Source organism: Parabacteroides provencensis (assembly GCF_900232875.1).
Classification (GTDB): domain Bacteria; phylum Bacteroidota; class Bacteroidia; order Bacteroidales; family Tannerellaceae; genus Parabacteroides; species Parabacteroides chinchillae.
Map to the genome: position 1 here is coordinate 698,311 of NZ_LT960488.1, position 24,450 is coordinate 722,760.

General features: G+C 37.8%; 26 protein-coding genes. 17 read left to right on the forward strand and 9 right to left on the reverse strand.

Features of this window, described 5'->3' with window-relative positions; translation table 11 throughout:
* Window positions 1-96: 96 nt before the first annotated feature.
* On the forward strand, window positions 97-2,880 hold the full coding sequence (locus CTY47_RS03015; protein ID WP_233202078.1) for a hypothetical protein: 2,784 nt from the start codon (window positions 97-99) through the stop codon (window positions 2,878-2,880).
* 141 nt (window positions 2,881-3,021) lie between these two features.
* Here CTY47_RS03015 and CTY47_RS03020 read toward each other — a convergent pair whose 3' ends face one another.
* The 6 genes from CTY47_RS03020 to CTY47_RS03045 form a co-directional block, all read right to left on the reverse strand.
* Window positions 3,022-4,770, reverse strand: a complete 1,749-nt coding sequence (locus CTY47_RS03020) for a phospho-sugar mutase (RefSeq protein WP_099463356.1) — start codon at window positions 4,768-4,770, stop codon at window positions 3,022-3,024.
* A gap of 135 nt (window positions 4,771-4,905) precedes the next feature.
* Complete coding sequence (locus CTY47_RS03025) at window positions 4,906-6,591, reverse strand: M23 family metallopeptidase (RefSeq protein WP_099463357.1); 1,686 nt, start codon at window positions 6,589-6,591, stop codon at window positions 4,906-4,908.
* Window positions 6,592-6,633: 42 nt separating this feature from the next.
* Window positions 6,634-7,917: a M64 family metallopeptidase gene (locus tag CTY47_RS03030; RefSeq protein WP_099463358.1), complete on the reverse strand. Its 1,284-nt coding sequence runs from the start codon at window positions 7,915-7,917 to the stop codon at window positions 6,634-6,636.
* A 65-nt stretch (window positions 7,918-7,982) separates the two neighbouring features.
* Window positions 7,983-9,656, reverse strand: a complete 1,674-nt coding sequence (locus CTY47_RS03035) for a GAF domain-containing sensor histidine kinase (RefSeq protein WP_099464054.1) — start codon at window positions 9,654-9,656, stop codon at window positions 7,983-7,985.
* A gap of 191 nt (window positions 9,657-9,847) precedes the next feature.
* The gene (locus tag CTY47_RS03040; protein WP_099463359.1) at window positions 9,848-10,330 is read right to left on the reverse strand and encodes a ferritin; all 483 of its coding nucleotides are present in this window, start codon (window positions 10,328-10,330) and stop codon (window positions 9,848-9,850) included.
* Window positions 10,331-10,445: 115 nt separating this feature from the next.
* Entirely contained in the window at window positions 10,446-10,928 is a 483-nt protein-coding gene (locus tag CTY47_RS03045; RefSeq protein ID WP_199163400.1) for a ferritin, read from the reverse strand.
* A 166-nt stretch (window positions 10,929-11,094) separates the two neighbouring features.
* Between CTY47_RS03045 and CTY47_RS03050 the strand changes: the two genes are divergently transcribed.
* The 4 genes from CTY47_RS03050 (at window position 11,095) to CTY47_RS03065 (ending at window position 14,831) form a co-directional block, all read left to right on the forward strand.
* Entirely contained in the window at window positions 11,095-12,549 is a 1,455-nt protein-coding gene (locus CTY47_RS03050; protein WP_099463361.1) for a DUF4153 domain-containing protein, read from the forward strand.
* A 12-nt stretch (window positions 12,550-12,561) separates the two neighbouring features.
* A complete protein-coding gene (locus CTY47_RS03055) occupies window positions 12,562-13,188 on the forward strand; it encodes an NUDIX hydrolase (protein ID WP_099463362.1) in 627 nt (208 codons plus the stop codon).
* 64 nt (window positions 13,189-13,252) lie between these two features.
* The gene (locus tag CTY47_RS03060; RefSeq protein WP_099463363.1) at window positions 13,253-13,621 is read left to right on the forward strand and encodes an L-rhamnose mutarotase; all 369 of its coding nucleotides are present in this window, start codon (window positions 13,253-13,255) and stop codon (window positions 13,619-13,621) included.
* Window positions 13,605-14,831, forward strand: a complete 1,227-nt coding sequence (locus CTY47_RS03065; RefSeq protein WP_099463364.1) for a sugar MFS transporter — start codon at window positions 13,605-13,607, stop codon at window positions 14,829-14,831. Before CTY47_RS03060 ends, CTY47_RS03065 begins: the two co-directional genes overlap by 17 nt.
* A gap of 44 nt (window positions 14,832-14,875) precedes the next feature.
* Here CTY47_RS03065 and CTY47_RS17245 read toward each other — a convergent pair whose 3' ends face one another.
* The 3 genes from CTY47_RS17245 to CTY47_RS03075 form a co-directional block, all read right to left on the reverse strand.
* Complete coding sequence (locus CTY47_RS17245) at window positions 14,876-15,817, reverse strand: IS3 family transposase (RefSeq protein WP_317044048.1); 942 nt, start codon at window positions 15,815-15,817, stop codon at window positions 14,876-14,878.
* Window positions 15,748-16,173 carry a transposase gene (locus tag CTY47_RS17250; protein ID WP_233202055.1) on the reverse strand — a complete coding sequence of 142 codons (426 nt, stop codon included), beginning with the start codon at window positions 16,171-16,173 and terminating at the stop codon, window positions 15,748-15,750. Before CTY47_RS17250 ends, CTY47_RS17245 begins: the two co-directional genes overlap by 70 nt.
* A 213-nt stretch (window positions 16,174-16,386) precedes the next feature.
* Window positions 16,387-16,758: a helix-turn-helix domain-containing protein gene (locus CTY47_RS03075; RefSeq protein ID WP_099463365.1), complete on the reverse strand. Its 372-nt coding sequence runs from the start codon at window positions 16,756-16,758 to the stop codon at window positions 16,387-16,389.
* 123 nt (window positions 16,759-16,881) lie between these two features.
* Between CTY47_RS03075 and CTY47_RS03080 the strand changes: the two genes are divergently transcribed.
* The 12 genes from CTY47_RS03080 (at window position 16,882) to CTY47_RS03120 (ending at window position 24,420) form a co-directional block, all read left to right on the forward strand.
* Entirely contained in the window at window positions 16,882-17,094 is a 213-nt protein-coding gene (locus CTY47_RS03080) for a hypothetical protein (RefSeq protein ID WP_099463366.1), read from the forward strand.
* On the forward strand, window positions 17,091-17,666 hold the full coding sequence (locus tag CTY47_RS03085; RefSeq protein WP_233202079.1) for a helix-turn-helix domain-containing protein: 576 nt from the start codon (window positions 17,091-17,093) through the stop codon (window positions 17,664-17,666). The genes CTY47_RS03080 and CTY47_RS03085 overlap by 4 nt, the downstream gene beginning before the upstream one ends.
* Before the next feature lie 22 nt (window positions 17,667-17,688).
* Window positions 17,689-18,111 (forward strand): hypothetical protein, encoded by a 423-nt coding sequence (locus tag CTY47_RS03090; RefSeq protein WP_099463367.1) that lies wholly within the window; start codon window positions 17,689-17,691, stop codon window positions 18,109-18,111.
* Between the two features lie 465 nt (window positions 18,112-18,576).
* The gene (locus CTY47_RS03095; RefSeq protein ID WP_099463368.1) at window positions 18,577-21,669 is read left to right on the forward strand and encodes a CHC2 zinc finger domain-containing protein; all 3,093 of its coding nucleotides are present in this window, start codon (window positions 18,577-18,579) and stop codon (window positions 21,667-21,669) included.
* Window positions 21,670-21,673: 4 nt separating this feature from the next.
* Window positions 21,674-21,925: a hypothetical protein gene (locus tag CTY47_RS16740; protein ID WP_143813324.1), complete on the forward strand. Its 252-nt coding sequence runs from the start codon at window positions 21,674-21,676 to the stop codon at window positions 21,923-21,925.
* An 11-nt stretch (window positions 21,926-21,936) separates the two neighbouring features.
* Entirely contained in the window at window positions 21,937-22,845 is a 909-nt protein-coding gene (locus tag CTY47_RS03100; RefSeq protein ID WP_143813325.1) for a hypothetical protein, read from the forward strand.
* An 18-nt stretch (window positions 22,846-22,863) separates the two neighbouring features.
* Entirely contained in the window at window positions 22,864-23,073 is a 210-nt protein-coding gene (locus CTY47_RS03105) for a hypothetical protein (RefSeq protein WP_099463370.1), read from the forward strand.
* A 6-nt stretch (window positions 23,074-23,079) separates the two neighbouring features.
* Window positions 23,080-23,238, forward strand: a complete 159-nt coding sequence (locus CTY47_RS16895; protein WP_158228498.1) for a hypothetical protein — start codon at window positions 23,080-23,082, stop codon at window positions 23,236-23,238.
* Window positions 23,239-23,247: 9 nt separating this feature from the next.
* Complete coding sequence (locus CTY47_RS16900) at window positions 23,248-23,412, forward strand: hypothetical protein (RefSeq protein ID WP_158228499.1); 165 nt, start codon at window positions 23,248-23,250, stop codon at window positions 23,410-23,412.
* A 3-nt stretch (window positions 23,413-23,415) separates the two neighbouring features.
* The gene (locus CTY47_RS03110; protein ID WP_099463371.1) at window positions 23,416-23,733 is read left to right on the forward strand and encodes a hypothetical protein; all 318 of its coding nucleotides are present in this window, start codon (window positions 23,416-23,418) and stop codon (window positions 23,731-23,733) included.
* A 26-nt stretch (window positions 23,734-23,759) separates the two neighbouring features.
* Window positions 23,760-23,987, forward strand: a complete 228-nt coding sequence (locus CTY47_RS03115) for a hypothetical protein (protein ID WP_099463372.1) — start codon at window positions 23,760-23,762, stop codon at window positions 23,985-23,987.
* Window positions 23,988-24,006: 19 nt separating this feature from the next.
* Window positions 24,007-24,420: a hypothetical protein gene (locus tag CTY47_RS03120; protein WP_099463373.1), complete on the forward strand. Its 414-nt coding sequence runs from the start codon at window positions 24,007-24,009 to the stop codon at window positions 24,418-24,420.
* The last annotated feature ends 30 nt before the right edge of the window (window positions 24,421-24,450 follow it).

Sequence of the window (24,450 nt, forward strand, 5' to 3'; positions counted from 1 at the left end):
GGAAAAAAATCTATGAAAGGGCGAAAAATAGAAAGACTAATAAAATCTATAGTTTCATCTGTCATTTTACTGTCAGCTGTCCTTTTCGTCCTGAACATGATTTTAACCAATCGCCTGGAACGATTCCTTAAAAAAGAACTGGTTGAACGGACTTCTAAAGCGACGGATGGTTTTTACAAACTTTCTTTTGATGATTTGTCTATCAGTTTTTTTAAAGGCGAATTGAAAATCAGCGGCGTATCTTTTACCCCCGACCCGGCAACCTTTCATTTATGGGAATCAAAAGACAGCCTGCCCGACATATATATCAATGCAAAAGTCGGAACTATTGGTTTCAGAGGTGTAAACCTTACCTGGCGCTGGAATTTTAAAAGGTTGCATTTTCAATCTTTCGAAATCAAGTCACCCGAAATACATCTATTCAGCCCATTTTATGCCAACCACACAGCAGCAGAGATAAAACACAGCAAATCAAAAACATTATACGAAATTATATCACCTTACATTAATGTATTAAGCGTCCGTACACTTAACCTGGAAAATGCAAGTATATTTTATACCGTCCAGAACTCATCCACACCTATTATATATGCACTTAACAATGTTAGCTTCCACGGATATGGTTTCTGGCTGGATTCTTTATCATCCACAAACGGTAAGTTATTATATTGCGACAACTTTGACTTTAAAACCAATCGCCCCCAGACATTACTGACAAACAATGATTTTTTACTCCAAACAGATAGTATCGCATTAGACACCCAAGATTCAATCATATACATCAAAGATATACGCATTCTTCCCCAAGAAAAATTATGGAACGAAAGAAAACAGAAGCCTGACAATTTTCTATCGGCCAATATACATGACATCGAAGCAAAAGGTGTTTTCTTTAAACGTAAACATGCATTGAATTACTTAGAAGTACATTCCTTTAATATTTCAAATCCTGACATAGAAGCATTTAATCTGGTAAATGAAAAATCAGGTTCTAATAAAGATTCAACAGATATTGCAAAAACAGATTCAATCGTACAGGCGTTATCTTTATATGATATTATTTCCCCAGTACTGCATAGTGTATCTATTCATCAAGTATCAGTCAACGATGCACACCTCAACTATTCCCAATCCAAACATCAATTCAAGGATATTTATCAAGTGGACAATTTTAGTTTCCGGGGGAATGAATTTCTAATCGATTCTCTTTCGTTTGAAAAATATGATCTGGGATATTTTCGCAGTTTTTCATTCAATGCCTCAGGAATAAATGGAATGATGCCGACACATAACTATCACTTCCAGATAGAAAACATGATGTTAAATACAGAAACAAAACATTTCCAGATAAACAAAGTAAAATTAAATCCTATATCTACAAACACACACAAAGATTATATTTCCGGCCAAATAGATTCTGTTGGCTTAAATGGCCTATTCTATAAAAAAGGCACAAACTTAAGTATCTTAAATATGGGAAAACTGACAATTGTACGGCCCCAACTTACTTTCAAATGGTATCAAAAAAAGAAAATATTACCAACACAGTCCGGCAAAGCCCAATTTAACATTAAAAACATTTATAAGCAACTCGGTTCTTTTACAAATCAGGTCGTGTTAGATAAAATTAAAATAACAGAAGGTCGTTTTGAATACATAAACATAGTCAACGATAGTACAAAAACAGATGAGATAATTTCACCTTTTGATCTGGAATTAACAGGAGTCGATATAGATAATATCAAACAAAAATGTAATCTAAAAGACATTTATTTCCAGACAAAAGACATAAAAATTCCATTAGACAACGGTTTTTACTTTTTAAACATCGGAACTTTGAAATTGAAGCAATCCCAGCTAATACTGGATAGCTTACATCTAGTATCACCATATCCTAAAATGGAATTTGCTTATAAACAACCACAACATAAAGATTGGTTTGATGTAAAAATAGGGAATATCTCACTGACAGATATTGACATACCACATTACTTCACTCATAATCAATTAAAAATAGGAAATCTGCAAATAAAAGATGTATTATTGCAGAATTTTAAAAACAAAAAGATTTATGTCGAACCTCATATCGTCCCGATGGTTTACTCTTTTATTCAAAAAGCACCGGTTCTATTCACTATTGGGAATGCAGACATAAAAAATTTCTCTGTTATTTATGAAGAACTAGAAAAGAAAGGGACACTGCCGGGAAAGATCTATTTTACAGATATGAACGGACATTTTTCCGGTTTGACAAACATCATCTCCTCCAATAATCAATACATACGGCTAGATGCAAACGGTAAACTAATGGGGCAAGGTTACTTTGCGGCTACCTGGGAATTACCGGTTGATTCATTAAACGACCGGTTTTTACTACATGCCCAAATGGATAGTCTGAATTTAACCGCACTAAATGAAATCATCACACCGCTGGTTTCAGCCGAAATAAAAAGCGGGTGGACTAACGGATTTTCTTTTAATATGGATGCATCCAGTAAAGGTGGGGAAATAGAATTGCAATTTCCATATCGCAACCTTAAAGTTTCTTTGCAGAAAGAGAAGAATGGCGAAATTCACAACAACACATTTCTATCAGGTTTGGCCAATCTATTACTTAGGGATAACAATCCGAGCCATCCGGAAAAGGCAGACAGCAAACTCCGATACATAAACATGTACATAGAACGTGATCCATATCATTCAACATTCAATTACCTATGGCAGCTTCTTCGTCCGGCAGTTGCAGCCTCTGTCGGTGTATCAAAAACAGAACAAGATGTCGCAAAAGGTATTTCGTCTTTTTTCGGGAAAGTAAAACGCTTCTTTGAAGGGGAAAAAAAGAAATTTGAAGAACATGAAGAAAAGAGAGAACACAAATAAAAGATATGAGTTTAGAAAACCATAGTTATGATTTTTCCAACTCATAACTATGAATATCCAATGGGTATTCAAAAAAAGGAGACGGTCTAAGTTTGATTGTTAGACAGCCTCCTTATTCAATCTTATAAATTTAACAATTGATTAAATACCTAATGATGCTTTAATCTGATTGATCTTTTCGACAGCCGCTTTTTCGGCTTCCGGAATATCATTCACACTGTTTATCTTAGAATGCACTTCGCAATAGAATTTAATCTTAGGTTCTGTTCCTGAAGGGCGGATTGAGACTTTCGTATTATCTTCCGTAAAATATTGCAATACATTAGAAGTTGTAGGCATATCCAGAGATAAAGTTTCATTATCAGCAAAACTATGACCTTTCAGCGAAGCATAATCATAGAAATATGTCACTTTTGAACCTGCTATTTCCTGCAATGGATTTTCGCGGAACTTCTTCATCATAGCTTCTATTTCTTCTGCCCCGCTCTTGCCTTTCTTCACTACAGAAATTCCCTGTTCCTTTGAATATCCGTATTCCACATAAATTTTCTGTAACAATTGGAATAATGATAATCCCTGGTCTTTTGCCCAAGCAGCAATTTCTGCAAGAATAGCACAGGCCGAAACAGCATCCTTATCACGAACAAAGTCTTCGCATAAGAAACCATAGCTTTCTTCACCACCACCAATGTAGTTTTTCTTGCCTTCATTCTTCTTCATTACATCGGCAATCCATTTGAAACCTGTATAAACATCATACAGTTCCACACCATTACGTTCTGCAATAGTACGAATTGTTTCCGTTGTTACAATCGTCTTCACAACATATTCCTTGCCCTGAATTTTACCTAGTTCTTTCCAACGGGTAATCAAATAATAAACAAACATCAAAGCAGTCTGGTTACCATTCAACAGAACCCATTCGCCTTCGTTATTCTTAACAGCTGCACCTACACGGTCTGCATCCGGGTCAGAAGCTAATACCAGTTCTGCATCTGTTTCTTTTGCTTTTTCTACTGCCATAGATAACGCAGCCGGTTCTTCTGGATTGGGAGAGACAACAGTTGGGAAATCTCCGCTTACAACGTCTTGTTCAGGAACGTGAATAATGTTCGTGAATCCAAACGCTTTCAAAGCATCAGGAACCAACTTAACACCTGTTCCATGAATCGGAGTATAAACGATCTTCATATCTTTATGACGGACTATCGACTCTGGGGACAAAGATATTGTTGTCAGATCGTGAATATATTGATCATCAATTTCTTTACCAAGAATTTCAATTAATTCTTTGTTGCCTTTGAACTTGATATCGCTGGCATTGCGTATTTTATTTACTTCGGCAATTGTATTACGGTCATGCGGTGCTATCATCTGTGCTCCGTCATCCCAATATGCTTTATAGCCATTATATTCTTTCGGATTATGGGATGCTGTCAGGATAATTCCGCTTTGACATCCTAATTTGCGGATAGTATATGACATTTCTGGTGTAGGGCGAAGATTTTCGAACAAATAAACTTTGATACCGTTTGCAGAAAAAATATCTGCTGATATTTCAGCAAACTTGCGGCTATTATTGCGGCAATCATAACCAATCACGACTTTTATCTGATCTAAATCAGCAAATTCTTTTTTCAGATAATTAGATAAGCCTTGCGTAGCAGCACCAACAGTATAAATATTCATACGGTTAGAGCCAACACCCATAATTCCACGCAAGCCGCCTGTTCCAAATTCCAGATCTTTATAGAAACATTCTATTAATTCCGTAGCATCTTCGTTGTCTAACAAAGCCTGTACCTGCGCACGTGTTTCGGCATCATAACTCTTAGTAAGCCATCCTTGTGCCTTACTTCTGACCATTTCCAATAACTCGTTGTTTTCCATGTTTATATTGTGTTTGTTGTTGAACAAATTACTCTATTATAAAGAAAACAAATATACGAATTAATTGATTTAAACAAATCTTTCAACTATGATTTTCGACGTTAAAATGGTTTCAAATTCAAGCCAGTATCTTATCTACCAATTAAACGTGTGGTTATAAACAGATTGGTTGCCACAAGCATCTGTCACAACAAGTTCAAGGTCATGTTTGCCGGGTTTCAACCTTTCTTTATCAAAGCGATAAGTAATTACAGATTTATTATTCATTTCAAATAATACAAATTGCCCGTCTACAGTTCCTTTATATGTTTGCACACCGCTTAAATCGTCCGACAGCCGGAAAGCAATGCTTCGTTTGTTTACCCAGGTTGCCGGATTCAGAGGCGTGATAACCGGAGCTTTTATATCTTGCTTGATCATATAACTCCCCAATTCTTTAATGTCAGCATCTATCCAACCATTCCTGTAAACTCCGCCCATCCAGGATGCACGTCCATTCTGTACACGTACCACCCCATATTGTTGCTTATTTTCCAAAGTGTCATGTTGCAAACGCAGAGACAACTGTGCCGATTTATGCAATGGAACCGGCTGATTATGCAAAACGTGGATTGCAGACAATGCAGATTCATCTTCTTTCACCTCATATCTGAACAACACATCGTCATATAAATTGCCACGTAGAATAGTAAGCCGTATACCTTTAGCACCAAACTTATTATCGCTTCCCCAATGGAAAAACTCAACACCGGAAGTATCCGGTTTCGGTATAACTTGTTGCTTTCCTTCAATCCATACGGAAAGTTGAGTCGTATTACCAAATGTATCGGACAGCCTATAAATTAAATGATAAGTTTTCGGTTCGTCCACAGAAAGTATACCCCGGTTTATTCCTTCCATAAACCGCAAACGATTACCCGGCTCTATAAAACTTTTCATATAAAATGAATGTTTGTTTTTCCAGGCTTCATAATCCGTAAAACTATTCAGATAACGGGTTTCATCAAATGCGTAACGATCCAGATTACTATGAAATAAAACCTGGCTGTCCGCCAATAAAGTAATTTCCTTCACTCCATAAATATTGGAAGTGTTATCCATATAATCATATGCTTTAACAGCCAGCCCGACATCACCCCATGCTTCCAACTTTCCTGTAACAGCCTGTTTTCCATCTTTAGAAGTAACAAGTTTCAACTCCTGTTTCTTGCTACTGCCATTCACAACACCTTGCCCTGATATAGGATAAATCATAACACCTTGTATTTTGGGCGCCCGTGTATCTGTGATTTTATCCCTGAAATAGTCAATCGGGTCAAGCACTTCTTCCGTTTCCGTATTTCGTACTTCAAAATGCAGATGAGGTCCTCCCGAGCTTCCCGTATTACCACTCAAAGCTACTATTTCTCCCTTTTTCACCGGGAAAATATCAGGGGTAAGACTCAAGTCCACATTAAAACTCTCTTTTTGATATTGCTGCTCTTTCACATAGTCGGCAATCTTTTTAGAAAATTTATTCAAATGCCCATAGACCGTAGTCGTCCCATCCGGATGAGTCAAGTAAAGTCCGTTTCCATATCCCCAGGGACTAACCGAAATGCGGGAAACATATCCTTCCTCTACAGCATGCACAGGCTTACCTTCAACACCCTGTGTCTTAAAATCTATCCCCGAATGAAAATGATTATTTCTTAATTCTCCAAAATTTCCGCTCAATAGGATCGGAAAATCAAAAGGTGCTTGATATTCCTGCGCTGTAAGAGGTAAAGTTACAATAAAAGAAGTCAGACAAATGCCTGCTATAATATGATGTACTTGCATAATATCTTGTCGTTATATCAGACAAACATACACAAAATATCTTTACTTTTTATCGGTCAGGAAATTTATCATCTGCACAATAGCCCGGCTACAAGCCGGACAGAATGGTGCATAATCCCGCATCATACAATGATCCATAGGACGATAAATACCTTTAGCAATATAGCCTCCGCCTTCAAACACCCCTATTCTATCTTTATTTTCATCATCCAATGGCGTTGGAACCGGAGTATTGTCCGGCAGCAAATCTTTCCACTTAGTTTCGAAATTCACTAATGTTGTTATATTGGGTTCCCACGGTTCATATTTCAGATTATAAAAATCTACATAAGCAACAGAAGATGCGAAATATTCATCTGCCAATCCTGCAAAACTATGTCCGAATTCATGAACAAACACAACTTGGGTTTTTACATTATCCGCCGTACCCATTGCATAAAAATTATACATGCCTCCGCCACCATACGTATCTGTATTCACAAGAATAAAAATAGCATCACAGGGTACGTTCCAAACGGCATCACGAATAGATTTCATATCAGGCGTTGTCAAATACCGGTCTATTCCGAACGTATAATAACCCGAGTTAAGTGCCGTGTTCTTAAAAACGCCTTGACCCGAGATATCCGTACCGGAGTCTTCCGAAATTAACCCAACCGCCCAAACGTTAAAATCATCCCTATACTTATCATAAGGGGCGGTTTTAAATAACGATTCGGCAAAACGCTTAACATCTGCAATAAACTTATCTTGTTCGTTTTTTGTATAACCTTCAGCCAAAAAGACCATATCTACTTTCTCTGTCGGATTTCCTTTATACTGAACTCGAGTAATGTTATTATCCTTCAGTTTTCCACGATCAATAAAAATGCTGGAAGGGTCCATTCCTGTTTTCAATAATGGATGAAATTTCATATCTTTCTTATCCCGGGCAGTAATTTCAATCAAAACCGGAGCTTTCGGATATGGAACAGAAATACTATTTGTCCATGACTGTGTTTCTTTATCAGCCTGTTCCGTAGTACGCCATTCCTCAAACAACGTATTAAAACCACGAGAATAAATCAGTCGATTATCGGCCTTGTTATATATATTCACATAATATCCGCCATAATTAAACTTATCTATCAAATTTTTCCGAGGCCCTCCCCAAACGGGTTCTTCCCGAAACTGTTGAATTGCAGCCGACTGAGATTTGGCATTTCCACTAAGAGCAAAATCTATCCGCAGACTTTTGGGAAGGAAATAAGTATCAAATTCATTTTGTGCCATACATGCCAGGCCACAAATCAAAAAGAACAAAAGAAAAGAAAGTCGTGTTTTCATAACAAGTAGTTTTCGTTGGCTTTTAATTATGCATACAAATATAGGAAATATTTATCTCCTTACAGTCAAGACGAAAACAAAGGAAGTGTAAACCAGAAAGTGGAACCTTTTCCCAACTCCGACTCAAGCCCTATTTTTCCACCCAAAGCTTCTACAATTGTTTTACAAATAGGAAGACCTAAACCTGTTCCCTGGCTAAAATTATCTATTTTCACAAATCGCTCAAATATACTATCGTGATATTCCGGAGGAATACCTATGCCTGTATCTGTAACAGAAATCTGAACAAATTCTCCCGCAAGCTTATAAGATAATACAATTTGCCCTTTATCTGTAAATTTATACGCATTCGAAATAAGGTTTATAATAATCTGCCGGATTCTCTGTTCATCTGTATGGAGCAATAAATCAGGATGGGCATCTTTATCAAAAACAAAACGCAAATGGGTAAACTCCGATGCCATGTATATATTAGCTATTCCCTGGCATATGTGTTTCAGATTTATACTTTTTTTCTGATATTTCAAGACACCGGCTTCTATTTTCGAAAAATCAAGAATATCAGATATCAGCTGAAGTAACAACTCGTTATTTTTATTGATTATATCCTGAAAGTAACGACGTTCTTCAACAGTTTCCATTTCTGCCATAATTCCGGAAAAACCAACTATAGCATTAAGCGGAGTACGGATTTCATGACTCATGTTAGCCAGAAAAGCCGATTTCAACTTATCCGCTTCCCGTATTTTCTCCATCTCAAGCTCTGCCTTCTGTTTCTCTTCTTCCGCTTTTCTCAGTTTCTCTTCCATCTCCATTTTCAGGCGGTTCTCTGTATTATCACTGATAATAAGCAAATAGCCAATCTTCCCCAATTCTTCATCATGCAAAATCAATCCTCTTATCTGAAGATACTTAACACGGTCTGTAATAGTACTGCAATAATAATTACCAATCTTATCGAAATGAAAAGTAACAGGCAAATCAAAATTTTCATATCGTCTTAAGCAACCGGCAACATTTACAGGAAGATTCGGGTTCTCAAATAAATTAATTCCCAACAAACATTCCCGGCGACTCCCAAAAATCCGGGCATCTGCCTCATTTACATCAATCAGGAATCCATCCGTGTCATATAATTCTACTCCAACAGGCAAGTTAGAAAATATCATCTGAAAACGCATATTACTTTGTAATAAACGTTTCCGGGAATCTTGAATATTCTCCAGGACATTCTGACGTTCTATAATAATAGAGAATATATTCGAGATAATACGAACATTTTCTATCTCTGACAATGTCCATTGGCGGCGGACACGAATAGCATCAAAACCAAGAAAGCCTCTGATTTTTCCATGAAAAGAAAGCGGCAACACCAACATAGACAATAATCCTTGCTTTTGAAATAATTTCCGGTCTATATGTGCTTCTTCGGGCAGATCTTTAATATCATGAAGTACAATATCGTTTCCGGAAATAAGAGTATCAATCATCCATGGTATTGTTTCATAAGACAAAACAGATGAATCTTCTTTGGAAGTATCTACCCAGGTACTTGTAACCTCATACAAAAAATCAGCTACTTTATATTCAGCATCAAAAGTTGCGACATAAACCCAATCAGCATTAAAAAAGTCAATAAGTATTTTCATTGCTTTTTCTATGGCATCTTTTTCCTCTGAATTGAAAAGCAAAGCTATTACTTCCGAAATAATTTGTTTGATATTAGATACTGAGGCCATATATACCAGTATATAGTTTTCTGAAATTCTTTTGATATTCAAGACAGACAAATCTAGAAAATAAATTTCATTTAATATATTTTCAAACTAAAAAAGTATCAATTTAACACAAATAAGAAAGGTTGCATATTATATGCAACCTTTCTTGAACAGAATATACAACAAATTGTTTCAAATATACAAATTTCACATTATCTCTTTCCTAGTTTATGATCCATTATTCCAAAATGACATTCGCCATAATGTTTCAATTCATCAACAATAGACTTAGCCGTCGATTCTTCTTCCACCTGTTCACGCACAAAACCAAACAAGAAATCTCTAGCTGCATGGTCTTTTTCGGCTTCTGCTATATCCATCATTTTATCGATCATTTCAGAAACATGTACTTCATGTTTATAGACATGTTCAAAAACTTCCAATGGATTGCCCCATGCAGACGGGACAACATTTATCTGACCGATTGTAATATCACCACCCCGGTCTATTGCAAAATCGATCATTTTGTGGGCATGCTCCATTTCTTCATCGGCTTGCTTACGCATCCAATGAGCAAAACCATTCAGACCTTCTTTCTGAAAATACACTGACATCGACAAATAGAGGTTAGACGACCACATTTCTGCATTCACTTGAACGTTGAATGCTTCCGTTAGTTTTTTACTTAAAATCATAGTACTATACCCTTTCAATATTAATTTGACACAATGATTGTGAAATGTTTATTGCAAAAATAAGTATTTATTTAATTTTAAGCTATACTTTCAACCTCTAATTCTTTGTTTTTTCTTAGCTTCTTTTACACAACTGATGATCTAAAATGGCAATATGGTGTTCGCCATACGATTTTAATTTTTCAACGATATTTTTAGCTGTTGCTTCTTCTTCCACTTGTTCACGGACAAATCCCCACAAAAAATCCTGTGTCGCCTTATCTTTTTCCGCAGAAGCAACATCAACCAGTTTATCTATAAGTTCAGAAATATAGGTTTCGTGTTTATATATGTGTTCAAAAATTTCAAGCGGACTTCCCCAAGCTGTAGGAACCGAATTAACCGGACTGATATTTACCTGTCCGCCACGCTGTACCGAATAATCAATCATACGATAAGCATGTTCTGTTTCTTCTTCAGACTGTTTACGCATCCAATGAGCACATCCGTCGAGTCCAAGAACCAGAAAATGCGCATACATAGACATGTACAGGTTAGCCGACCACATTTCTGCATTTATTTGCTCATTCAGAGCATCTGATAGTTTTCTACTTAAAATCATAATGGTTCGTTTTAATGAAATTATTTTATAATAAAACAAGCCATTAGAATTTTAGTTTATACCAAATAGAGATTATTTAATTTCTATTTTGACTGAAGCCCGCTGTAAGGAGAATAATATCTCCTATCTTTATACGTTCTAAACATATAACTTAATTATGCACATGAAAAAAAGAATTGAAATATTCATTGCCCGCCTGCAAGAAGCTGTAAAAGGTAATCCGATGGAAGTATTCCTTTCCATTCTGTTCTTTATAATCGGATGCTACCATCATAATTATAAAGGCCAAAATACAGAAATGGCGCTACTCTATTTTCCGGTTATCTTCTTATTTACCTACATCCTCAACCAACTAACATGGCAAAAACGACGTTGGCTCTATTACCTATCAGCACTGTCTTTCCTGCCATTCCTGTTCATAGACATCTCCAGACATTATCCAACCTATCTGGTCAGCCTTATTGCTATCCAACTAGCCTATTTGGCTGGATGCTGGAAGAAAGACAACAATGCATTTATGCAAATAGGGATTCATTATATAGGAGCTTTACTTTCAGCCGCCGTATTAGCATCCATTGCGTGGCTATTATCGCTTTCCATCTATTATTCCATCAGTTATATTTTTGAAATATGGGAAGGCCACGAATATGATTATATTTCTTACTCTTCCTGCTTTTTTTATCTCGGCATAATGCCTTTGCTATTTCTCATGTTCAACCAAAGAAAAGAGAATGTAAACTATGCTGGCAACAAAACTTTTAATGTACTGATGAACTATGTCCTTTCTCCCGCCCTATTGATATATGCTGTCATATTATATCTTTATTTTATTAAGATAACCGTCCTATGGTCGCTACCCAAAGGAGCAGTAGCTTATATTGTAGTCAGTTTTACTTCGGCTACTTTTATATTAAAAGGATGTCAGGAATTTCTGGAAAAACGTCATTACGAATGGTTCTATCGTCATGCCAGCTTGGCTGTTTTTCCGGCACTAATCATGTATTGGGTCGGATCTTTATACCGCATCAACGAATATGGTTACACTGAACCGCGCGTATATCTGGTCGTAACAGGGTTAATCCTAACCGGAACAGCCATCATGTTCATATTCAAACGTACAGCACATTATTTATACATCGCATGCCTGGCAGTAATACTTTTATCGTCCGTCACCTATATACCAGGAATAACCGCATCCGATATCGAACGTATTTCACAGTCTGCAAGAGGTAATACACAGTCTAAGGAAAAATATGTTTATCCGTCTTACGTCGATTTAAACAATAACAACGCAATAGAGATAAAAGACTATAAAACCATACAACTTGTAGGTACCGACATGACCGATGGGATCTGGACAGATCAGGCTTATGATACATTTTATGTGTACCAGGGGAACAAAAACCTGCTGTTCAAAGAACAAATAGACACTTTTTTACTCCATCAAATGTATAAAATAGGCCTTACAGCAACCGATACGATACCAGACAGTGCTAATTCTAAAATTTTTGAACTAGACCTGGATTCAATCAAATTAGTAATCGGCCGCATGTCTCTGACTCGCGACTCCATTTATCATGTATCTTATATCGATCCTGCATATTATTTACAACGTTAAATTTTCATCTTTATGGAAAAAGAAAAAGAACTGATACTTTTTTCACAACGCATCCGGGCTTTAGCCCAAAACGGACTTACCTATTCGGATAACGAGTATGACATCGAACGGTATGAAGAACTAATACAAATCAGTGATAAAATAACCGCCCTTTCTGCCGGAATAGATAACGAAACTGTGCATGCGTGCTATCATCCCTTAAAAGAATATACCACACCTAAGGCTGATATTCGCGCTGTTATATTCAACGAAAAAGACGAAATACTGCTTGTGCGCGAGAAAGCCGACGGGCTTTGGTCTCTTCCCGGCGGTTGGTCGGATGTAGGATTCTCACCTAAAGAGGTTGCCATAAAAGAAGTAAAGGAAGAAACCGGATTCGACGCAGAAGCTGTCCGGCTATTAGCCGTCATGGATATGAGCAAACATCCTCACCCTGCTATTCCGTTTTACGTATACAAATTCTTTATTCTTTGCAGGATAACCGGGGGGACATTCAACGAAACCTTTGATATTCTGGGAAAAGGCTTTTTCAAATTAGACCAACTTCCTCCATTATCTCTCGAGCGAGTGCTTCCCGAACAAATAAAACAAATGTTCGGTTACTATAAAAATCCTTCGCAAACGGTCTATTTAGATTAGATTAGCTCCATTTGCCAATGTTTTTTCACTAAGTTTGTCAATTCATAAAAAAACATAGTTAGTAATGAAAAGATACTGTCAGACTTTAGACCTGAAAGACGATGAAAATCTTATTCAGGAATACACCCACTGGCATTCACCGGAACATATCTGGCCAGAAATTCCCCAAGGCATCCGAGCCGTTGGTATCCTGAATATGGAAATCTATCGTCTTGGCACGCGTCTGTTCATGATTGTAGAAACTCCCGACGATTTCGATTGGGACACTGCATTCGCCCGTTTAGCGACAATGGAAAAACAGGCCGAGTGGGAAGCCTTTGTAGGCCAGTTCCAAAAAGCCGCACCAAGAAGCAATTCTTCCGAAAAATGGCAGCGTATGGAATGTATTTTCAAATTACCACAACCTAATAAATTAAATGAAGACAACAAATAAACAATCACTGGTTTCCGCACCAAATGGAAAAAACTATCTTATACCTTTCATACTTATTACAAGCCTGTTTTTACTTTGGGGATTTGCCCACGGACTACTTGACGTACTCAACAAACACTTCCAGGGCGTTTTTACTATGACAAAAGCCCAAAGCGGACTCGTACAATTTTCTACTTATATAGCCTATTTCCTCATGGCTCTTCCTGCAGGAGCATTTATGAAACGGTATGGATATAAAAAAGGTATCATCCTCGGGCTATTGCTCTTTGCGGGTGGTGCATTTGCTTTTATTCCCGCTGCCTTCTTGCATTCGGCTACCCCTTTTCTCATAGCTCTGTTTATCATTGCATGCGGTCTTTGCATACTCGAAACAGCAGCCAATCCTTACTCAACAGTTTTAGGCCCTGCCCAATCGGCTGCCCAACGCCTCAACCTTTCTCAATCATTCAATGGTTTAGGATGGATATTAGGTCCGTTAGTAGGTGGCTTGCTTATATTCGGTGCACCCGAAAATGATTCGTTCGCACTTACAAAGCCATATATATTAGTAGGCAGTATCGTATTGCTGGTAGCCTTGTTATTCATCTTCACCAAATTACCTGAAATAAAAACAGCTAACGATACCGCAATCTCCGAATCCGGCAAAAAAACATCAATTTGGAAACACCGGCAATTTGTTCGTGCCGTCATTGCCCAATTCTGTTATTGTGCAGCACAAACCGGAATATTCAGTTTTTTCATCAACTATGTTACCGAAACCGATCCTCAAACAAGCAACATCGAAGCCTCCCGGATACTGGCCTTCGGAGGTATGGCCTTATTTATGGTAGGTCGCCTTACTGGTAGCTTCACCATGAAATGGATGTCGCCAAACCGTCTGCTCACATGGTTTTCGTTAGCCAACATAATCTGCATGAGCCTCGTCACCGCTACATTAGGCAGTATCTCCCTCTATGCCCTCTACCTATCCTTTTTCTTCATGTCTATCATGTTTCCCACCATTTTTGCATTAGGTCTTGAAGGTATGGGCGTATATACGAAAAAAGCCTCCTCCTATATTGTAATGGGGGTAGCTGGCGGAGCATTCAGTCCTATGTTGATGGGGTACATAGGAGAAGCCAATATGGCAATTGGTTTCTTTGTTCCATTAGTAGCTTTCATTTATATATTTTATTTTGCAGTCCAATGCCATAAAACAAATCCTGACTAGTCCTAAATAACCGTTACAGTTATTGGACAAAACTAAAACATTTATCACAGTTCAGCAAGGCTAGCCTTGCTGAACTGTTTGTTTTTATAACTTTTAATTTTAATCTGCCTCTGATGGTGCATATACTCCGGTGTTTTGTATCCGCACGAGTAATGTGGTCTGAGATTATTATATTTATAAACAGCATCCTTTACCAGACGCTTCATCTGTGCCAATGGAAGATTAAGGTCTTCAAGCAGAAACTCATGTTTGAGTATCCCGTTTATCCTTTCTGCTATGGCATTTGCATAAGGATCATAGGACTCAGTCATGCTCGGTATGATATGATACCGTTTCAATAATCTCTGATATGCATCGGAGCAGTATTGTATACCACGATCTGAGTGATGTATTAAGGGTTCCTCCCTGTACAATCGGTTGCCGTTGGCCATCTTTAAGGCATTAAGGGTACCCTGAGTGTCCAAAGAACAGGAAAGGTCATATCCCATAACCTTCTTTGAATAAGCGTCTGTAACCAATGAGAGATACAAGTGACTGTTTCTATTTCTTATATAGGTTATATCCGAAACCCAGATTTCTTCCGGACGTATAGATTCCATATTTGCCACAAGGTTCTTGTGCCTGTGGAACCGATGGTGGGAGTTGGTCGTCACATGATAGGAACGGACAGGCTTTATGAGCATGTGGTTGGCACGTAGTATGTCAAACAGCCTGTCACGGCCAACTTTCTTCTCTTTCAATACCGGCTGAAGCATATGATAGAGTTTACGGGTACCTATATGGGGCATCTCCAAACGGAGACCCTGTACTATCTCTACAACTTCGGTAGCTTTTTGGCGACTCCTGTCTATACTCCAATGCTGACGGTAATATTTTTGCCTGCTTATCCCGAGCAGTCGGCAGATCCCGCTGATACTTACGGATTTTTCTTCTTTGTATTGGAGGACTGTTCGGGAAAGGAGTTTTTTCGGATATCGATGTGATATTCCTTTTCTGCGATATCTATCATCATATCAAAGAATTCGGCTTTTATATCCTTTAATTCGAGTTCCTTCTCCAGGCGGGCGTTCTTGCGCTCCAACAACTTTATTTTCTGCTCCAATTCAAGCAGTTGCTGTTCCTTACTCTTTTCCACGGGACAATGAGATTTGTTTGACACGTCAAAGTTACCATATTTTTCAATCCAACGTTTTAATGTATGGCTTCCTTGTATGCCATATTTACGCTGAATAGTCTCCATACTTAGCCGGCTTGTTTCATACTCTTGAACTACTGATAATTTAAAGGACATGCTGTAATCCTTTTGTGTACGTCTAATGTACTTGGTTTCTGACTTTTTCATTTCGTTACTTAATTTGGTGTAACGCTATTTTAGGACTAGACATACATCTAAAAAAAGGGTAAGAACATTGTTTGTTCCTACCCTTTTTTTCCGAGTCGGGATGAGAAGACTTTTTTGTAAAACCTTTTCGCTCATAACTACTTGATTCTCTACAATTGTTTGTTACAAAATTTCTAATGATTGTCTCGAATGCTGTCCCGGTTTGAAGTAGAATTATTTCTTCATCAAAAGTTGTATAACCCTCTCTTTCTCTTCTATAATTTTATCTTTTTCTTTAATGATCTCTTTTAAATGTTCCACTTCTCTTTGGCATTCATTCAAGGAAATGTCACCTGTAATATTCCCTGTCCCGGAAACCTGATGTCCTATGTTTACCGAAATTCGTTCAGCTTCTCTATCAAAAAAGAAATCCATAGGAACATTGAAAAAATCAGCGATCTTTTCAACTTTCTCAACCGAAGGTAAAGAGTTTCCTGCTATCATTTTTTTTAATCCAGCAACACTAATACCTATCTGTTTGGCAAGATAGACTTTAGTCACCTTCCGTTCTTCTAGTAATCGTTCAATTTTATTTGGTACAAACATAACAATAGTAGCTAAATCATTAAATAAATATAAAATAGTAGCTTTTTAAGATGTATTATTTTACACGAACGAAACTATTTTATACGTTTGCAGTATAAATATAGCACTAAAATTTGTATTGAAATGGAAAACACCAAAAAAACAGATCAAATAGTATTTAAGTACTATTACGAAGGTTTGTCAGAAGATGAAAAAACGAGCATCCGCGACGGCTTTCTTTCTGCAAGCGGAATCGCCTATACTTCTTTTTATTACAAACTCCGACACGAAAAATTTTCCAAACTGGAACAAAGCAAGTTGGAAGAATTATGCAACCAAAAATTCACATGGCAATGAAAGGCCAAGTAAGTATTCGTTACTATAACGTTGAGTTCTACAATGTACCCAATGGTGACATTATGTATCATATAGAGAACCAACCGTTACGCAAACTGAAAGAAAGCGATCGGGACCTAATAGGTTGGATGATGGAAGCTATTTCCGAACGATACCCCAAAGCATTTGACCGGCTATGTGAACTCTATACAGTTCGAAGCAGAAACCGGCTGTTCTATGAATTTTCAATTGTAAAAAGGTTTGCACGCTGTAACTTCGGAGAACTTGACGAATACTGTTTCGACATCGATCGACGTGGTAATTTTTGTTTCGAAGAAGTCAGGTGCCCGCTGCGGGGGGAATGCTTGGACGAAGGTATCATATGCAAACCTGAACCCAATACAAATTTAACACAAAGAGAAATGAATATATTCCGACTAATCGTCGATGGTTTCGACGGGTACGAAATAGCACAAGAATTAAGCCTATCCCTTCCAACGGTGAATAACCACCGGGAAAATATCAAACGAAAAATCGGTGTCCGGACTGTGGCCCAAATGGTCGCATTTTGGAACAACAACAAATTCAAATAATTAAATTTTAAACACTGGTATTATGATTACAAATCTTCCCCTATCAAAGTCAGACGAAGCAATTCTAAATATTATCGTTGAAGAATTGTCAGAACAAAACATTGAAATCACGGCTAAGAATATTAGAAAACATCGCCTATTTGCAAAAATTGACCAAAAGGCGTTATTCAGCAAAGATGCTTGTTCTATAAATCAAATAGGTTTAAGGTTTAAACAGCAAGAACCAGATAAATTTAGCGTCGAATTTTCTGGTGTAAACTTAGACCTGAGTAATACTATCAACTGCAAATTTTTAGAAGAGATTTTCAGCAAGGTAGCTTCAACAATTACCCTTTTCTCCAAAGTCACGGAAAAATTAGACCTCCAAAACAAGCGGGAATCCCTTACAGATAAAAGTTTAGATAATTTTTTGAATGAGTTTAGCAAAATATGGAAAAAGAATTAATTCCCCCGGACATTCTTCGGCAGAATGCTAATGCACAACATCCGTGCCTCTATGGGGGTGTTTGTGCAATGCCAGGCATTTTCAACGTAGTTTTATTAAAACACATCAAAAACTCAAATTACCTATTAAATAAATAGTTATGTCAAGTTACACTATAAATCTCAATTTACTAAAGCTCAAAAACACCACCGTTATTAATAATCTTCCTTTTTAATGAAAGATATAGTATTAATCCGGGAAACCACCACGACAACACGGGTTGTTTTCCTTAATAAGAAAAAATCCTATGTATATAGAGAAAGACCTACGCGGCCAAATAATCATACAAAATATATCCCCCCGTGAAGCCGAGATCCTAGACGACTGCTTTTGTTCCTATTTGGCTGTCAAAGCCGACGGGAAAAGATCAGATGCAGAAAAGGCAATTGTAAAACTAAAACGTGAACTCGAAAAACTATACTAATTATGTCGTATGTTCCTGATGATGATGCAAAAAAAATCCTGGAAGGCACAGAAAACAAACTGGTTGAAGTAATCGGCGAATTTGTAACACTACACCGATCTGGGTCGGTTTCCTCTGTTGGAACCTGCCCTTTGTGTGGTGCAAATAAACTGGAAATCAACCCGTCAAAACATGTTTTTAAATGTTTCGCCTGTAATGAGCTATCCGGAAAAAGACCTATAGACTTTTTGATGAAGGGGGAACACATGAGTTATCCTGATGCCCTGCAATACCTGGCTAAACATATAGGATATATTTTACCAGAAGAAGCACCCAAAAAGCAAAAGCAAACAACTAAAAAAGTCACCTCACAAAAAGGCGATTGTTTCTGTAATCGCATGTTGACCGCATCCGGACTAACTCCCAAAGATGTGATGGCAAGTGTTTTCCGGAAGGATAAGGAAAAGACCTGTTTAAAATGGCAAACGTTCCGCAAAGGGACTATTGATAGTCGGGGAGAAATCGATCCGGCCGGTGATGATGCCATTATTGAATATTTTGACTTGGACGGTTATCCTGTGTCCTATTTCGTCTTAGATAATAAAAAACAGCCTACCGATAAAAGGCGAAACTATTACCGAGTTCGCTGGCAGTTTCCGGAAGAACATTTGGATAAAGCCGGGAAAGCCGGAAAGTATAAAACTCCTTATGGTGGTGGTACACATATTTATATCCCGGAACGATTACGCGAAGCCTATAAAGAAGGCCGATCGATCGACATGCTTTTCATTCAAGAAGGAGAAAAGAAAGCTGAAAAAGCCTGCAAACATGGGGTAATGTCCGTAGCCATATCCGGAATACAGAACTTAGGCCAACAGGGACGTTTACCCGAAGACTTAATCCGGATTATACAGGGATGTCATGTCAAAGAAGTTTGTTTCCTGCTCGATGCAGACTGGAATGATATTTCCAGCAATATAAAAATCAACGATCAGGTAGAAAAACGTCCACGTAATTTCTTTTATGCGGTCCGGAATTTTAAGGAATACTGCCGTTCTCTTAAAAGCCGGAATTTATTCATTGAACTATATTTTGGACATGTCAATAAAAATGAAGTTGATGACAAAGGCATCGATGATCTTTTAGCAAATACGTTAAAAGGTAAAGAAGAAACTATCCTGAATGATCTTAACACATTGTTATGTAACAAGAATCTAACGGGTAAGTATCTGACATTATATAAAATAACGTCTGTAACAGATCATAAACTGGAAGAGTATTGGCATTTAAACCATCCAGCCAAGTTTGCCGAAGCTCACAAAGAGATACTTAAAAACCTTCCGGAATTTCGCATCGGTAAACATGCCTGGAAATTTAATGAATTTGGCGAGTTTGTTTCAGCACAACCTTTGGAATCTGACGAACAGTATTGGGAAGAAATCGAAAAGGAAAACAGAAACGGAGATAAATACTCCGTCTATTCGTTCAACTATGCCCGATGTTTTCGTTTTCTCCAAAATAGGGGCTTTGGCCGATATCGCAAGATCGACGGGACGACAGCGCTAATACACCTGGACCCACCAATAGTTAAAATGATAGAAGCCACAGACGTTAGGGACTTTGTTACAGACTTTACTAAGTCTATAGCGAGCGAAGCCGTATTAAATATGCTGTATAAAGGTGGGCCGCAATATCTCGGACCGGACAAACTCTCTAATATTGATTTTCTTCAGCCGAATTTTGATACACCATCCCGCAACCGACAAATGTTTTTTTTTGAAAATAATTGCTGGGAAGTTACAAAGGACGGTATTAACGAACTTGACTATACTAAAGTTCAGATACACATCTGGGGGAATCAAAAAAAGAGCTTTGACGCAAAAAAGTCACCTTCACTCATAAATATAACTCAGGACGCAGATACCGGTAAATTTAGTTACCAAGTAACTGAAACAGGCAAAAAATGTAATTTCCTGCAATTCTTGATAAACACCAGCAATTTCACTTGGCGAAAGGAAAAATTAAGGACTGAACAAATAGAGAAAACCGGTAAAAGTGATATTAGCATCTCAGAAGAAGACCTATACGACAATAAAGTTCATCTTATTGCCAAGATGTGTGCCATCGGCTACATGCTGATGGAAGCTAAAGACCGCTCCGTTTCACGCGCAGTTGTTGCCATGGACGGCAAACAGTCCGAGGTCGGAGCCTCAAACGGACGTTCCGGAAAATCGATTGTCGGCGAAATGTTCAAATATCTGATGCCAACATTTTTTATCAACGGAAAATCAAAAGATATGGCAAGCGATAATTTTCTATGGAATGATCTTGTAGAGGGAATGCGCTGTTGTTTCATTGATGATGTTAGGCAAAATTTCGATTTCGAATTTCTGTTTGCAAACATTACAGGCGACTGGAAAGTAAACTATAAAGGAGGTAGCAGAGCAACATTCAATTTTCAGGTATCACCTAAAATATATCTTACAACCAATCATGCTTTATCCGGTGATACATCTTCTTTTTTAGATAGGCAGTGGCTTATTGCTTTTTCAGACTTCTACAATAATGAACACAAGCCTATACACGATTTTGGAACAATGTTTTTTGACGAATGGGACTTCGAACAATGGAATTTACATTGGAACCTCATGGCCCAATGTGTTCGTGCTTATCTAATGTTCGGAGTTGTTGAGTCTCCTGGAGAACGTCTGGAAATTCGAAGATTACGGCAAGATGTCGGGGAAACCTTTCTTTTATGGGCCGATGAATACTTCTCTGATGTATCACGAATTAATGATCGTATTCCAAGAAAAACACTGTATGACGCATACTTGGAATATGCGCCGGAACAACGGAAGTATTGTTCGGCAGCTGTATTCAAAAAGAAGTTACAAAAGTATTGTAAACTTCGCGGTTACATCTTCAACCCTGGCCGATATGATGCTATTTCCGGATTGCCTATGTATATCGATGCGGATGGAAAGCCTGACTTGGACGACAAAAGCAATGGCGTTGAATACTTCACTATTGGACAACTCCCCGAAGTTCCTCAGATTATACAAAAGTCGAACTATCAACCAGGCAAACAAACGGTTATAGATATTTTAAAAAATTAAAATAATGGATAACAAAGAATTTAATACAGTTCCGATCGCTGAGTTTTGTTTCAGTATTTTCCCATTGGGAACCGCCTTAAAAGAATGTTCCGCGGCTATGAGAAGTTTTGTAGAATGTTCCATGAATTTAATAAACGATCAATCAGGAAAATACCGATACACTAAAAGGCATCCACTCAAAGGAAAATACATTATCAAGATTATTAAAAAACTGGACACCGGATTCCGATCCCTTGCCAGGGAACAAATCAAATAAAAAGTTTTATCATGAAAAAGAAACGATTCGTCATGCAAGATACTTGCAATACTACCTATACGGCTCCAGTAGTACTGGCGGAAGAGTATGACAAGCAAGTCAAGGAGTTCGGCTTTAGAGACAAGCAAGAAGCTTTGATCTATCTGGCCATAGGACTCTATAATGAACGGAACGGCATAAAAAACAGTTGGATCGTACGCTGCATCCTAAGCCGTGTGTCTGTTGAACGGCCTCCCGTCCTCCGAGTGTTTCCACGTAAACACAGAGGCCTGCAATTGGCAGAGGAATATAAGGACAAGATATTTAGCCTTACCGATTTTGGGTATCTGTCGAACCTGATAAATGCGTTAATGGAAGCCTTTCTGTCAGCCAGAAGAGGAGAAAAACGCGGGCTTAGAAAAGAAATGCACGCCCGGTTTGTCCCCAAGGTTCCCTGTTCAGGATGGCTACAGACTTATATGTCCGATTCGCTATACGACAGATTGTTCGAAATGTCCATACATGGCGGGATGTCCTTCACATGCATGGTGCGTTCGGCAATTAGCATGGTGCTGGCAGCGGAAGATGTTCTTTCGGACAGTTACCCGATACCGTTTGAAGTACAGGAGGCAATACAAGACCACCTGCGAATTGAGGGATTTACAACGCATAGTTTTTCACGTGAAATACAGTTCCGCATATATATAGGAGAGGGTGATATGTATAATGGTGTATATCGCCTGATGCATCGCTACCAAATACCAGGTACAGCAGAGTTTTTGCGCCGTGTACTACTTTTTCTCCTGAACTCGAAAGAAATCGGTTTCCGGTATACGCCGGAATATCCGGAACCGGAAGGCTCCGACTATTTCGACGACAACGAGTCGTATTACAACGAACTCCTGTCCCGAAAGGACTTTGCACGGTCAATTTACCAATAAACATATAACTAAAAAATTATGAAAATAGGAGATATTTTTGAACATCCAGTTAAGGATACGGGAAAGACGGTAAAGTTAGTAGCCGTTCGAGGAGAGATATGTGACAATCGCATTTTCAAGGCCCCCATCGGTTGCGAGTCCAGCGATATAGGTAAAAGACGACATGATATTACTGGATCATGCTCTATTGACAAAGTTATTTATCAACTGTACGAAACTAAAAAATAACGAGTCATGAAAACATTTGAAGTAACAATAACGATTGAAGCAGCTGATTCTGAAACAGTAGAAGAAGTGTGTAAATCTGTAGAAGACAATAGCTCCTTCTTAGAACTTGATATAACAGAGGGCAATGTCACTAATATTGAAGTGTCGGATTTAGAATTTAAATAATAACGAGTCATGAAAACATTTGAAGTAACAATAACGATTGAAGCAGCTGATTCTGAAACAGTAGAAGAAGTGTGTAAATCTGTAGAAGACAATAGCTCCTTCTTAGAACTTGATATAACAGAGGGCAATGTCACTAATATTGAAGTGTCGGATTTAGAATTTAAATATAATTGAAGCATGGAAAAAGAAAGACTAAAAGAAGCTAATCGGCTAAACAAGTTGATTGAAGAGCACGAGAAGGCTTTGCTCTGTTTTGAGTATGATAAAAATGAGTATATAAACGATATACGTGAATCCAATGGGGAAGATAAATTGCCTCCAGAGTTTGAAAGTACAAACCCTAAGTTAATTATCGAGTACGATGAATTTGATGAAGATAAGTATAGAAGACAACTTCCTATACCTATGGTTCTAAGTGATTTTCTTGTAGACACTATAAAAGTGGCGATAAAAGAAAATCTATGTAAGCTAAAGGCTGAATTTGAAATGCTATAACCCTCAAAACTAAAAATAATTGAATCATGGAAGAAAATAAAATATCAATTGAAATAACAAGTAAAGGCTGGACAACGACTGTCTGTCTTAATGGTAAAACATTTATCCAGAAACATGTCGCTACACCTACTGGAGCAAAAGGTATAGAAGGTGATTTTGAACATGAAAATGATATACCGGAAGAAGTGTATGACGCCTTAAATTCTACTTTCTCTTTTGAATGTATGCAGGCGTTACAGATTGTTGAATCATAACTTAAAAAACAAGTGAGGTATGGCAAAGAAAAGAGGCATAACAGAATCCGCCTTGAAACACAGCAAAAAGGTTTGTGATCCACTTCCCGAATTTGTAGATAGAATGAGGGTCAGGAAATTGGTAATAAATGCCTATCGCAATGGCTATGCAAAATTTCAATCTGAAATTAAAGAACGGCAGGCAATGATTAAAGTACATTGCTTGACTCGTAATCCAGGAGATCAAACGTACTTTTTTACCAAAGATGATAGACACTGTATATGTGTCGAGTACAAATCAGGACTTGATTTTGGCAACAGTTCACCGTCCGGAGCTCGATTATCTGAAATAGAAATTCATACAAATAATGCTTTCAATTTTCAGTATATACCAGAAGTACAATTATCCGATGTTCCTGAATGTATTCTTGAATTACTAACCTATTTGAAATAATTCAAATCCTGTAAATTCTGAACTAAAAAT

Coding starts and splice junctions, on each gene's coding strand:
- CTY47_RS03015 (WP_233202078.1), top strand. CDS start 97: ATGATTTTAACCAATCGCCTGGAACGATTCCTTAAAAAAGAACTGGTT.
- CTY47_RS03020 (WP_099463356.1), bottom strand. CDS start 4,770: ATGGAAAACAACGAGTTATTGGAAATGGTCAGAAGTAAGGCACAAGGA.
- CTY47_RS03025 (WP_099463357.1), bottom strand. CDS start 6,591: ATGCAAGTACATCATATTATAGCAGGCATTTGTCTGACTTCTTTTATT.
- CTY47_RS03030 (WP_099463358.1), bottom strand. CDS start 7,917: ATGAAAACACGACTTTCTTTTCTTTTGTTCTTTTTGATTTGTGGCCTG.
- CTY47_RS03035 (WP_099464054.1), bottom strand. CDS start 9,656: ATGGCCTCAGTATCTAATATCAAACAAATTATTTCGGAAGTAATAGCT.
- CTY47_RS03040 (WP_099463359.1), bottom strand. CDS start 10,330: ATGATTTTAAGTAAAAAACTAACGGAAGCATTCAACGTTCAAGTGAAT.
- CTY47_RS03050 (WP_099463361.1), top strand. CDS start 11,095: ATGAAAAAAAGAATTGAAATATTCATTGCCCGCCTGCAAGAAGCTGTA.
- CTY47_RS03055 (WP_099463362.1), top strand. CDS start 12,562: ATGGAAAAAGAAAAAGAACTGATACTTTTTTCACAACGCATCCGGGCT.
- CTY47_RS03060 (WP_099463363.1), top strand. CDS start 13,253: ATGAAAAGATACTGTCAGACTTTAGACCTGAAAGACGATGAAAATCTT.
- CTY47_RS03065 (WP_099463364.1), top strand. CDS start 13,605: ATGAAGACAACAAATAAACAATCACTGGTTTCCGCACCAAATGGAAAA.
- CTY47_RS17250 (WP_233202055.1), bottom strand. CDS start 16,173: ATGAAAAAGTCAGAAACCAAGTACATTAGACGTACACAAAAGGATTAC.
- CTY47_RS03075 (WP_099463365.1), bottom strand. CDS start 16,758: ATGTTTGTACCAAATAAAATTGAACGATTACTAGAAGAACGGAAGGTG.
- CTY47_RS03080 (WP_099463366.1), top strand. CDS start 16,882: ATGGAAAACACCAAAAAAACAGATCAAATAGTATTTAAGTACTATTAC.
- CTY47_RS03085 (WP_233202079.1), top strand. CDS start 17,091: ATGAAAGGCCAAGTAAGTATTCGTTACTATAACGTTGAGTTCTACAAT.
- CTY47_RS03090 (WP_099463367.1), top strand. CDS start 17,689: ATGATTACAAATCTTCCCCTATCAAAGTCAGACGAAGCAATTCTAAAT.
- CTY47_RS03095 (WP_099463368.1), top strand. CDS start 18,577: ATGTCGTATGTTCCTGATGATGATGCAAAAAAAATCCTGGAAGGCACA.
- CTY47_RS16740 (WP_143813324.1), top strand. CDS start 21,674: ATGGATAACAAAGAATTTAATACAGTTCCGATCGCTGAGTTTTGTTTC.
- CTY47_RS03100 (WP_143813325.1), top strand. CDS start 21,937: ATGAAAAAGAAACGATTCGTCATGCAAGATACTTGCAATACTACCTAT.
- CTY47_RS03105 (WP_099463370.1), top strand. CDS start 22,864: ATGAAAATAGGAGATATTTTTGAACATCCAGTTAAGGATACGGGAAAG.
- CTY47_RS16895 (WP_158228498.1), top strand. CDS start 23,080: ATGAAAACATTTGAAGTAACAATAACGATTGAAGCAGCTGATTCTGAA.
- CTY47_RS16900 (WP_158228499.1), top strand. CDS start 23,248: ATGAAAACATTTGAAGTAACAATAACGATTGAAGCAGCTGATTCTGAA.
- CTY47_RS03110 (WP_099463371.1), top strand. CDS start 23,416: ATGGAAAAAGAAAGACTAAAAGAAGCTAATCGGCTAAACAAGTTGATT.
- CTY47_RS03115 (WP_099463372.1), top strand. CDS start 23,760: ATGGAAGAAAATAAAATATCAATTGAAATAACAAGTAAAGGCTGGACA.
- CTY47_RS03120 (WP_099463373.1), top strand. CDS start 24,007: ATGGCAAAGAAAAGAGGCATAACAGAATCCGCCTTGAAACACAGCAAA.